At 63.7% G+C, this 11,182-nt stretch carries 8 protein-coding genes; 4 read left to right on the top strand and 4 right to left on the bottom strand.

Features of this window, described 5'->3' with window-relative positions:
- Window positions 1–89: 89 nt before the first annotated feature.
- The gene (locus FJ930_RS25225) at window positions 90–1,163 is read right to left on the bottom strand and encodes an FAD-binding oxidoreductase (RefSeq protein WP_141840546.1); all 1,074 of its coding nucleotides are present in this window, start codon (window positions 1,161–1,163) and stop codon (window positions 90–92) included.
- Between the two features lie 236 nt (window positions 1,164–1,399).
- Between FJ930_RS25225 and FJ930_RS25220 the strand changes: the two genes are divergently transcribed.
- The gene (locus tag FJ930_RS25220) at window positions 1,400–2,992 is read left to right on the top strand and encodes a peptide chain release factor 3 (RefSeq protein ID WP_141840545.1); all 1,593 of its coding nucleotides are present in this window, start codon (window positions 1,400–1,402) and stop codon (window positions 2,990–2,992) included.
- Window positions 2,993–3,059: 67 nt separating this feature from the next.
- On the opposite strand, the gene FJ930_RS25215 is transcribed toward FJ930_RS25220, so the two are convergent.
- Complete coding sequence (locus tag FJ930_RS25215; RefSeq protein WP_141840544.1) at window positions 3,060–3,530, bottom strand: VOC family protein; 471 nt, start codon at window positions 3,528–3,530, stop codon at window positions 3,060–3,062.
- 266 nt (window positions 3,531–3,796) lie between these two features.
- On the opposite strand from FJ930_RS25215, the gene ilvD reads away from it, so the two are divergent.
- On the top strand, window positions 3,797–5,641 hold the full coding sequence (ilvD, locus tag FJ930_RS25210; protein ID WP_141840543.1) for a dihydroxy-acid dehydratase: 1,845 nt from the start codon (window positions 3,797–3,799) through the stop codon (window positions 5,639–5,641).
- A gap of 200 nt (window positions 5,642–5,841) precedes the next feature.
- Here the strand turns inward: ilvD and FJ930_RS25205 are convergent, their stop codons facing one another.
- Window positions 5,842–7,596 (bottom strand): ABC transporter ATP-binding protein, encoded by a 1,755-nt coding sequence (locus FJ930_RS25205; RefSeq protein ID WP_141840542.1) that lies wholly within the window; start codon window positions 7,594–7,596, stop codon window positions 5,842–5,844.
- 153 nt (window positions 7,597–7,749) lie between these two features.
- On the opposite strand from FJ930_RS25205, the gene FJ930_RS25200 reads away from it, so the two are divergent.
- Complete coding sequence (locus FJ930_RS25200) at window positions 7,750–9,030, top strand: amidohydrolase family protein (RefSeq protein WP_141840541.1); 1,281 nt, start codon at window positions 7,750–7,752, stop codon at window positions 9,028–9,030.
- 144 nt (window positions 9,031–9,174) lie between these two features.
- On the top strand, window positions 9,175–10,098 hold the full coding sequence (locus tag FJ930_RS25195) for a DMT family transporter (protein ID WP_141840540.1): 924 nt from the start codon (window positions 9,175–9,177) through the stop codon (window positions 10,096–10,098).
- Window positions 10,099–10,223: 125 nt separating this feature from the next.
- Here FJ930_RS25195 and FJ930_RS25190 read toward each other — a convergent pair whose 3' ends face one another.
- A complete protein-coding gene (locus tag FJ930_RS25190; protein ID WP_141840539.1) occupies window positions 10,224–11,126 on the bottom strand; it encodes a phosphotransferase family protein in 903 nt (300 codons plus the stop codon).
- Between the last annotated feature and the right edge of the window lie 56 nt (window positions 11,127–11,182).

The following is an 11,182-nucleotide window of genomic DNA, read 5'->3' as shown; positions in this document are numbered from 1 at the left end:
AACGATCGAGGCCAACGAATGCAAGAACTATTTCGCAAACGCCGGCTACGCTTCCGTCAAAACGTGAAACGCTCTAGTCGTCCGCCTGGCTACTGAGCGAAGCGACCCAATCCGTAAGGCGCCAGCAGCGGGTCGCGCTCGCCGCCAAGAATTTCCTGTGAAGCGAACAGGCCGACCGCCGGCGCCAGCGTGATGCCCGAATGCGTGACGGCGACATAGAGACCGTCCATGCCCTCGGCACGGCCGATGATCGGGAAGCCGTCGATCGGCGTCGGCCGGTAGCCGACCGTATGGAAATCCAGTTCCAGTCCCTCGCTGTCGCGCAGCATGGCCTTCATGACTGCAAACAACTCACGAGCTGTGACTTCAGCGTCCACGCCTGGGTCGGCGCCGCCGAAATCCGAGCCGGCGATGATGCGGCCCTCCGCGGTCTGGCGCATGTGCAGCCGCCCGGCCAGCACCAGCCCGTTGAGCAGCTTCTTGTACGGCCGCGAATGGACGATCAGGCCGGGCGGCGTCTCGATCGGCAGGCTGATGCCGGCCGTCGCGGCGATGTCCGGCGAGCCGACGCCGGCCGCGATCACCACTTCGTCGGCGGCGATCAGCCCATGCGATGTGTCGACGCCGGTAATCCGGCCATTGCTCTGGACAAGCGCCGTCACCGTGCTGGTGAGGATGCGCGCGCCACGCCGCTCCGCGTCGGCCAGCAGGGCTTTCGTGGTTGCGACGGGTTCCGCGACACCCTCTTGGGCGACATGCAGGGCGAAATCTGGAAGTTCGGTCAGATTGGGCTCGATGCGCGCGGCTGCGGCGCGGTCGACGCGCTCGATGCCGTAGCCCCAGGATGAATGTTCTTCGGCATAGGTTTCCAGGTCGGCCGCCGACAGATCCCAGCACAGGCCGCCGCACCAGTTGAGCGGCAGGCCGGGCAGGTCCTGCGCCAGCCTTGTCCATTCGGCCATGGCGCGGGTGCGCAGCCGGAAATACGGCTCCGGATTGCCCCAACTGGCGTTGATCCAGGCAAACGAATTCGGAGTCGCCACTCCGCCGGCGGCGCTGTCGGCAATGACCGTCACCCGGGCGCCCGATTTGGTGAGATGCCAGGCGATCGACGCGCCGATGATGCCGGCGCCGATGACGATGACTTGTTTCGCCGCGGCCATGCTTTCACCTCCGCATCGTAGTCCTCAGGCAACGGTTACCCAAGTGCCACGCTGGCGGCTGCTTGCCAACATCGAGTCGCGAGAAATATGCGTCGTGACATCAAATGCCGGCTGCCTTCGGACTAAGTCGGCTTGACCGGGCTGCGGCATCCGGCGGCGTCCTTGCCGCCGGAACGGTCGACAGCCCCGCACTGCGCTGCTAGAAGCCCGGCCTGTCACACGGAAATCCCAAAAGAATGCCCGAAACAATACCAGAGGAAGTGTCGCGCCGCCGCACCTTCGCGATCATCGCCCATCCGGACGCCGGCAAGACCACGCTCACCGAAAAACTGCTGCTGTTCGGCGGCGCCATCCAGCTTGCCGGCGAGGTCAAGGCCAAGAAGGATCGTATCCAGACCCGGTCCGACTGGATGAAGATCGAGCGCGAGCGCGGCATCTCGGTCGTCACTTCGGTGATGACCTTCGAGTATGAGGACAATGTCTTCAATCTGCTCGACACGCCCGGCCACGAGGACTTCGCCGACGACACCTACCGCACACTGTCGGCGGTCGACGCGGCCGTCATGGTGATCGACGCCGCCAAGGGCATCGAGCCGCGTACGCTGAAACTGTTCGAGGTGTGCCGGCTGCGCGACATCCCGATCATCACCTTCGTCAACAAGATGGATCGCGAGAGCCGCGACCCGTTCGAGATCCTCGACGAGATCGAGCAGAAGCTGGCGCTCGACACCGCGCCCATCACCTGGCCGATCGGCCGCGGCAAGACCTTCTCGGGTACCTACCATCTGGCGCTGAACGCGGTACGCAAAGGCGACGACGAGAAGGAACGCACATCGGTCAACGGTCCCGATTCCAACCGCGTCGCCGGGCTGTTGCCCGACAACGAGCGCGAAGCCTTCATCGAGGAACTGGAACTGGCGCGCGAAGCGTGCCGCCCGCTCGACATCGACGCTTTTCGCGAGGGTCATCTGACACCGGTCTATTTCGGCTCGGCGCTGCGCAATTATGGCGTGCGCGACCTGATCGAGGCGCTTGGCGCTTACGGACCGCCGCCGCGCGCGCAAGAGGCCGACACCCGCAAGGTCGAGGCGACCGAGGACAAGATGACGTCCTTCGTCTTCAAGATACAGGCCAACATGGACCCCAACCATCGTGACCGTATCGCCTTCGTCCGCGTCTGCTCGGGCAAGCTCGAGCGCGGCATGAAGGCCAAGCTGGTGCGCACCGGCAAGCCGATGAGCCTGTCGGCGCCGCAGTTCTTCTTCGCCCGCACCCGCGTCACCGCCGACGAAGCCTTTGCCGGCGACGTCGTCGGCATCCCCAATCACGGCACGCTGCGCATCGGCGACACGCTGACTGAGGGCGAGGAAATACTGTTCAGGGGCGTGCCGAATTTTGCCCCGGAAATCCTGCGTCGCGTGCGCCTAGGCGACGCCATGAAGGCGAAGAAGCTCAAGGAAGCGTTGCACCAGATGGCCGAGGAAGGCGTCGTGCAGCTGTTCTCGCCGGAGGACGGCTCACCGGCCATCGTCGGCGTCGTCGGCGCGCTGCAGCTCGACGTGCTGAAGGAGCGGCTGAACTTCGAATACACGCTGCCCGTCGAATTCGAGATGTCGCGCTTTTCGGTCTGCCGCTGGATATCGGCCGACGACAAGGCCGAGGTTCACCGCTTCATCGAAGCGCATCGCGGCGACATCGCCCGCGACCTCGACAACGACCCGGTGTTCCTCGCCCAGCACGCCTTCTCGCTGAACTACGAAGCCGAACGCTGGAAGGCGATCCGCTTCGAAACGATCAAGGACTATCAGGTCCGCGACAAGGCGGCGTAGTAAGTAGGAAGTAGGAAGTAGGGGCGGACCGAAGTAGTCTCGACTACTCACTACCCACTACCCATGATTACCCTTTCGCAGCCGCTTCGATCTTGGCGATATCGATCTTGCCCATCTGCATCATCGCCGACATCACCCGGCCTGCCTTGGCCCGGTCGGGATCCTGGAGCAGGCGCGGCAACTGCTCCGGCACGACCTGCCAGGAGACGCCGAATCTGTCCTTCAGCCAGCTGCAGCGTCCAGGTTCGCCGCCGCCTTCGGTGAGCCGGGTCCAGAAATGATCCACCTCTTCCTGCGTCTTGCAGTCGATCGACAGCGACATGGCCTCGGTGAACTTGTATTGCGGGCCGCCGTTGAGCGCCTGGAATTGCACGCCGTCGAGCTCGAACGAGGCCACCAACACCTTGCCTTCCGAGGCGTGGCCCTGGGGCCAGCGCGTGACGCTCAGCACCTTCGAATTCTTGAAAATGGACACATAGTAGTTCATGGCCTCTTCGGCCTCACCGTCGAACCACAGGAAGGTGGTGATCTTTTGCATGGCGCACTCCTCGGTTGCTTTGCTGTTGCAGTGAAAACGGCTGACTCCGAGAATGGTGCCATTCCTGCCGTCTGTCCCAAGGACGCGCTTGCGGCACGTGATCCGACAACCGCGTGCAATTTTTTCGGAGGCCCTCGTTTCTCGGGAAAATCTGGCGCATTGCAAAAATGTGGCCAGACCATACTTGCGAGTCTATAACGCCTGCGGTCCGAATTCAGCGCCGCCACGCTCCGCATCGAGCGCCGCCGGCCAGCCAAGGAAGAGTCATGCCTGCCTATCGCTCCCGCACCACCACTCATGGCCGCAACATGGCCGGCGCCCGCGGCCTCTGGCGCGCCACCGGCATGAAGGACTCGGATTTCGGCAAGCCGATCATCGCCGTCGTCAACTCCTTCACACAGTTCGTGCCGGGCCACGTCCATCTGAAGGACCTCGGCCAGCTGGTCGCGCGCGAGATCGAGAAGGCCGGCGGCGTCGCCAAGGAATTCAACACCATCGCCGTCGACGACGGCATCGCCATGGGCCATGACGGCATGCTCTATTCGCTGCCGTCGCGCGAGCTGATCGCCGATTCCGTCGAATACATGGTCAACGCGCACTGCGCCGACGCCATGGTCTGCATCTCCAATTGCGACAAGATCACGCCGGGCATGCTGATGGCCTCGTTGCGGCTCAACATCCCGACCGTCTTCGTCTCCGGCGGCCCGATGGAAGCCGGCAAGGTGGTGCTGGCCGGCAAGGCGCAGGCGCTCGATCTGGTCGACGCCATGGTGGCCGCCGCCGACGACAAGATTTCCGATGAGGACGTCAAGGTCATCGAGCGTTCGGCCTGCCCGACCTGCGGCTCCTGCTCGGGCATGTTCACCGCCAATTCGATGAATTGCCTGACCGAGGCGCTTGGCCTGTCGCTGCCCGGCAACGGATCGACGCTGGCAACACACGCCGATCGCAAGCGGTTGTTCGTCGAGGCGGGTCACCTCGTCGTCGATCTCGCCCAGCGCTATTACGAGCAGGATGACGAGACAGCGCTGCCGCGCAGCATCGCCTCGAAGGGCGCCTTCGAGAACGCCATGACGCTCGACATCGCCATGGGCGGCTCGACCAACACCGTGCTGCACATCCTGGCCGCCGCGCATGAGGGCGAGGTCGACTTCACCATGGAGGATATCGACCGTCTGTCGCGACGGGTTCCGGTGCTCTGCAAGGTCGCGCCGGCCAAGTCGGACGTGCATATGGAAGACGTCCACCGCGCCGGTGGCATCATGGCGATCCTCGGTCAGCTCGACAATGCCGGGCTGATCAATCGCGACCTGCCGACGGTGCACACGGCGAGCCTCGGCGAAGCGCTTGATCGCTGGGATATTTCCCGCACCACCAGCCAGAACGTACGCGATTTCTTCCTCGCCGCTCCCGGCGGCGTGCCGACGCAGGTCGCTTTCAGCCAGGACCGCCGCTGGGACGATCTCGATCTTGATCGAGAGAAGGGTGTCATCCGCTCGGCCGAGACGCCGTTTTCGAAAGACGGTGGGCTTGCCGTGCTGAAGGGCAATCTGGCGCTCGACGGCTGTATCGTGAAGACAGCTGGCGTCGACGAGTCGATCCTGAAGTTCACCGGTCCGGCGCGGGTGTTCGAGAGCCAGGACGCCTCGGTCAAGGCCATCCTTGCCAACGAGATCAAGGCCGGCGACGTCGTCGTCATCCGCTATGAGGGACCGCGCGGCGGCCCCGGCATGCAGGAAATGCTCTACCCGACCAGCTATCTGAAGTCGAAGGGCCTGGGCAAGGCCTGCGCGCTGGTCACCGATGGTCGCTTCTCCGGTGGCACGTCGGGCCTGTCGATCGGCCATGTCTCGCCGGAAGCCGCAGAGGGCGGCACGATCGGACTGGTCCGCGAGGGCGACACGATCGAGATCGACATTCCCAACCGCACCATTCGTCTCGCCGTCAGCGACGCCGAGCTGGAAGCGCGCCGCGCGGCGATGGCGGCCAAGGGCGCCTTGGCCTGGAAGCCGGAGGAAAAGCGCAAGCGCAAGGTGACGACGGCGCTGCGCGCCTACGCCGCTTTCGCCACCAGTGCCGACAAGGGCGCGGTGCGGGTCGTGCCGGAGTAGCGCGGCTCTTCCTTCTCCCCTTGTGGGAGAAGGTGGCCGAGCGAAGCTCGGACGGATGAAGGGTGTCCAGCTTGGCGGCACCCCTCGCTTTAGGGAACTCGCTAGCGCCTTGTTTCTTCCAGCACCCCTCATCCGTCTCGGCGCTGTGCGCCGATCCACCTTCTCCCGCAGGGGGAGAAGGCAAGCAGCGCCCTTCGGCCTCACGGCATCAATTGGTACTCATAAAGCTTTTGATAGAGCCCGCCCTGGCTGAGCAAGGTCCGGTGCGGGCCGCTCTCCACCACCTTGCCGCCTTCCAGCACCACGATCGTGTCGGCCTGGTGCACGGTCGACAGGCGGTGCGCGATGACGATCGTCGTGCGCCCTTCCGTCAGTTGCTGCAGCGCATCGCGGAACAGCGCTTCCGACTCGGCGTCGAGCGCGCTGGTCGCCTCGTCCAGCAGCAGGATTTCGGCATTGCGCAGCATGGCGCGCGCGATCGAGATGCGCTGGCGCTGGCCGCCCGACAGCAGGCCGCCATTCTCGCCGACATCGGTCTCGTAACCCCTCGCCTGCGCGATGATGAAGTCGTGCGCATTGGCCGCCTTGGCCGCGGCAATCACCTCGTCGTCGGTCGCGTCCTGCCGCCCGAGCCGGATGTTGTGCATGATCGTTCCGGCAAACAGGAACGTGTCCTGGCTGACATAGGCGATCTTTTCCCTGAGCGATGCGAGCGTGGCATGGGAAATATCCTGGCCGTCGAACAGCACCTTGCCGCTCTTCGGGTCGTACATGCGCATGATCAGGTTCAGGATCGTCGACTTGCCGCCGCCCGATGGCCCGACCAGCGCCGTCATCTTACCGGGCGCGAAAGTCAGGTCGAACCGGTCCAGCACCGGCGGACCGTTCTGATAGGCGAAGCTCACGGCGTCGAACCGGATTTCGCCCGGTCCGGCCCGAAGCGGCGTTGCATCCGGCTTTTCGGCCAGCGTCAGCGGTTCGTCGGCCAGCTGGAACATCATGCGCACGCCGACAATACCGCTTTCCAATGCGATGCGCACGCGCGCCAGGCGCTTTGCCGGCTCATAAGCCAGCAGCAGCGCCGCGACAAAGGCCATGATGGCACCCGGCGTCTGGCCGCCCTGCAGCACCAGCAAGCCGCTGACCAGCACGGCGCCTGCAATGGCCAGGCCGGCCAGTGTTTCCATCACGGGAGTGGTGAGCGCTTCCAGCGTGGCGATGTTGTTGGCACGGTTCTCGACGTCGGAGACCGCTTTGTACATGCGCTTGCGCATCACGCCTTCGAGGTTGAAGGATTTGATCACGCGCACGCCGATAGCGGTTTCCTGCATCACCTGCACGATCTGGCCGACCGAGCGGAACTCCATGGCGGCGAACTTGCGCACACGCTTCAGGATGCGGTTGACGCCGTAGATGGCGAGCGGGCCGACGACGAAGCAGATCAGCGATAACGCCGGCTGCTGCACGATCATGACCAGCACCAGAGCGACCAGGGTCACCAGATCGCGCACATAGGAGGTGACGATGAGGTCGAGCACGTTGCGGGCGGCCTGGGCATTGTTCGTCATGCGGGTGATCAGGTCCGATGACGAGGTCGAATGGTAGAATTCGATGCCTTGCGCCAGGATGCGATCGTAGATCTTGCGCTGCCGCTCGGCGATGATGGCGTTGCCGACCCGGCTCATGAAGTAGGCCTGGACGAAATTGGCGATGCCCTTGACGATGAAGATCGCGGCGACCGCCACGGCGATCATGTTGACGCGCTCGATTCTTTTGTCGATCACGAATTCATTGGTGATTTCGCGCAGAATCCAGGCGCTGGCAGCCGTCATGCCGGCCACCAGCAGCATCGAAAGAATGGCTGCGCCGTAGCCGGCCCTGTGCTGTCGGAACGATTCCCTGAGCAGCCTCGCCACGAGGCGCTGGTTCTCCGTCGAACGGAAGAAACGAAACAACGGCTGATCCTTGATGCCGGGATGTCGAAGGCGGCTTATAGAGGGAGTTGCGCCCGGATGGAACCATTGGCGGCTTCTGGAAAGAAAACCGCTGCGGCATGCTGTCTTTTGGGACACGATGGAAAAGTGATTCTTGAAGCGGGATGACGACAGATGGACTTGGACCTTATCGTTCGTGGCGGCACGCTGCCGGATGGCAGGATTGCCGATATCGGTGTCAGCGGCGAGACGATCGCGGCGATCGAGCCCATGCTGGAGGGTTCCGCCCGGGCCGAAATCGACGCCCGTGGCAATCTGGTGTCACCGCCCTTCGTCGATCCGCACTTCCATATGGACGCGACGCTCTCCTATGGCATTCCGCGCATCAACGCGTCGGGCACGCTGCTCGAAGGCATTTCGCTGTGGGGCGAACTGAAGCCGCTTTTGACGCATGAGGCGGTGCGCGACCGCGCTCTCGCCTATTGCGACTGGGCGGTGTCGATGGGGCTGCTCGCCATCCGCACCCATGTCGATGTCTGCGACAACCGGCTGCTGGCGGTCGAGGCCCTGCTCGACGTCAAGAAAACCATCGCCCCCTACATCGACCTGCAATTGGTGGCCTTTCCTCAGGATGGCTTCTATCGCTCGCCGACGGCACGCCAGAACACCATCCGGGCGCTTGACATGGGCGTCGACGTCGTTGGCGGCATTCCGCATTTCGAGCGCAGCATGGCCGACGGCGCACGCTCGGTGACCGAGCTTTGCGAGATCGCGGCCAGGCGCGGCCTGATGGTCGACCTGCATTGCGACGAGACCGACGACCCGCTGTCACGCCACATCGAGCAACTGGCCTATGAAACGCAGCGGCTGGGCCTGCAGGGCAGGGTGGCCGGCTCGCACCTCACCTCGATGCATTCGATGGACAATTACTATGTCTCGAAGCTTTTGCCGCTGATCGCTGAAGCCGGCGTTTCAGCGATCCCCAATCCGCTGATCAACATCATGCTGCAGGGCCGCCACGACACCTTCCCGAAGCGCCGTGGCCTGACTCGGGTCAAGGAGATGCAGGCGCTCGGCATCCGCGTCGGCTGGGGCCAGGATTGCGTGCTCGATCCCTGGTATTCGCTGGGCACCGCCGACATGCTCGACGTCGCCTTCATGGGCCTGCACGTCGCCCAGATGTCGAGCCCGGCCGACATGGCGCGCTGCTTCGACATGGTCACCAACGTCAACGCCGTCATCATGGGGCTCGACCATCTCGGCCTCGCGGTCGGCAAGCGCGCCAGCCTCGTCATCCTCGACGCCGGCAATCCGATCGAGGCCCTGCGTCTGCGTGCCGAGCGCATTTGCGTCATCGCCAGGGGCAAGGTGGTGGCGGAGCGCACGAGGCAGGATACCAGGCTGTCCATTCCCGGCAGGCCGGGTCAGGTGAACCGCAGGCATCAGGCTCAATAGGACGCCGCATCTGCATAGCCAGTCCAAAGCCGGCCAGACCCAGCCGATTCCCGGCGCTGGCCTTGCCGATTTCCGGATTTCTCCTCGTCAAAGCCCCTGCTTCCGTCTACGACGCAGCTTCGCATGGGAGGAATCGGGATCGGCATGACGCAACCCGTGGCGCGGAATTCTGCAATCGGGAATGTGCTTCTGGCCGGCATATTGCTGATGCTGGCCGGCGACTTCCTGTTTGCGCTGAACGATGCGATGGGCAAGTGGCTGGTCGCCAGCTTCTCCGTTGGCCAGGTGGTGCTGATCCGTTCGATCGGCGCCTTCTTCGTGCTGGGTCCGATGATCGCCCATCAGGGCACCGCCAAGCTGTTTCGCATGGAGCGGCCCGAACTGCAGATATTGCGGGTCGTCATGACCACGCTCGACACCGCGCTCTTCTATGCCGCTGTCGTCTATCTGCCGCTGGCGGATGTCATGAGTTTCTACATGGCCGGGCCGATCTATGTCGCGGCCCTCTCCCACCTCCTGCTTGGCGAAAAGGTCGGCTGGCGCCGCTGGCTGGCGATCCTGCTTGGTTTCTGCGGTGTGGTGATCATGCTTAAGCCCTCCTCGGCCGCGTTCTCCTTGTCGTCAGGTTTCGCGCTTGCCGGCAGCATCGCCTTCGCCTTCGCCATCATCCTCAACCGGCGGCTGCGCGGCACCAGCGACACCAATCTGGTGACATGGCAGACGATCGGCACGCTGCTGGTCGGCGGTGTATTGGCCATCGGCGCCTGGCGCGCACCTTCGGCGCTCGACTTCGGTGCCATGCTGCTCCTCGGCGTCGTCTCCTGCGGCGCCCATCTTATGATAACGCGGGCGCTGAAACTGGCGCCGGCCTCGACGCTGGCACCGCTGCACTATACGCTGCTCCTGTGGGCGGTGGTGTTCGGGCTGGTGTTCTTCGGCGATGTTCCCGGCCCGCGCATCCTGATCGGCTCCGGCATCGTCGTTGTGGCCGGCCTGTTCATCTTCCACCGCCAGAAGGTGGTTGACACCACGGTGCCGCCCGAAAACGTGCCGAAGGGCGTGAACTGAGGTCCAGATCCCTAGAGCATGATGCCGAAAAGTGTGAAGCGGTTTTCGGATGACATCATGCTCTAACTTTTTGATTTAGAGACGGATTCAGATTTCAGGTCGACTCGACCTGAAATCATCCGGCTCTAGCCTTGGCGTATCGCGGCCAGATGCCGTGAAAACTCCGGCGTCTCCATCAGCGCCTTGCAGCGCGCGAAGCGGCCGTCGGCATAGGCGCGGAAATCGTCGACGGGGTTGTTGTTGGCAAGCTGGATCAGCCCCCATAGCGTCCAGAGCAGGTCGCACATCGCCTTGTAGATGATGATACGGCCGCGCTCCGCCGGCTTTGCCCCGCGGCGGAAATAAGCGCGCATCATCTCTTCGTCCCGGAAGGCATCGAATTTGCCCTCCACACTGAGATCGCCGAGATCCCAGAGCGGATCGTTCATCCCCGAATATTCCCAGTCGACGATCCACATCCTGTCACCCGTATCGAGGAAGTTCTCGCACAGCGGATCGCAATGGCAGGCGACCAGCGGCAACGGATGGACGGCAAGGGCGGAGCGCACGCTTTCCGCCTCGCGCACCACGTCGTGGTAGCCAGAGGGCAGGGCGACATCCTTGGTCGACAGCACCTTGAGATAGTCGTCGATCATCGCGAACAGCTCGAAGCGGAACGCGAACACCGCACCGGAATCGTGCAGCTTGCGGAAGGCTTCACCGGCGCGGGCCGGACTGCCCGGCCGTTCCCTGAATTTCTCCGGCGACATCGTCTCGGCCCCGGCGATGAAGCGCGTGACCATCACGCCGGTGTCGGCGTCGAAATAGAGCACTTCCGGGCTGACGCCGGCTTTTGCCGCCTCGCGCGCTGCTACCGCTTCGTTGGTACGGTTGATGTATTCCTCGGTGCCTTTGCCTGGAATGCGCAGGCAGTAGTCACCGGCTCTGAAGACGAGGTTGGTAAGGCCGCCAAGCCGGTTCAGCGGCCCGGTGTAGCCGGCCAGCATCGGAATGGCGGCAAGTTTTGCCCGCGCCTGGTCTGCCTTCATGCCTGCGCCCCACGCCGTTATTTCTTCGCGGCAAACGGTTCCACAATTTTCGTCGT

This window comes from Mesorhizobium sp. B2-4-15, assembly GCF_006658505.1.
In the GTDB taxonomy this organism is placed as follows: domain Bacteria; phylum Pseudomonadota; class Alphaproteobacteria; order Rhizobiales; family Rhizobiaceae; genus Mesorhizobium.
The sequence above is the reverse complement of the archived record's forward strand: the minus strand, read 5'-3'. Positions and strand labels throughout refer to the sequence as shown.

Excerpts from the sequence above, each read along its gene's own strand:
- FJ930_RS25225 (WP_141840546.1), bottom strand. The coding sequence starts at position 1,163 with ATGGCCGCGGCGAAACAAGTCATCGTCATCGGCGCCGGCATCATCGGC.
- FJ930_RS25220 (WP_141840545.1), top strand. The coding sequence starts at position 1,400 with ATGCCCGAAACAATACCAGAGGAAGTGTCGCGCCGCCGCACCTTCGCG.
- FJ930_RS25215 (WP_141840544.1), bottom strand. The coding sequence starts at position 3,530 with ATGCAAAAGATCACCACCTTCCTGTGGTTCGACGGTGAGGCCGAAGAG.
- ilvD (WP_141840543.1), top strand. The coding sequence starts at position 3,797 with ATGCCTGCCTATCGCTCCCGCACCACCACTCATGGCCGCAACATGGCC.
- FJ930_RS25200 (WP_141840541.1), top strand. The coding sequence starts at position 7,750 with ATGGACTTGGACCTTATCGTTCGTGGCGGCACGCTGCCGGATGGCAGG.
- FJ930_RS25195 (WP_141840540.1), top strand. The coding sequence starts at position 9,175 with ATGACGCAACCCGTGGCGCGGAATTCTGCAATCGGGAATGTGCTTCTG.
- FJ930_RS25190 (WP_141840539.1), bottom strand. The coding sequence starts at position 11,126 with ATGAAGGCAGACCAGGCGCGGGCAAAACTTGCCGCCATTCCGATGCTG.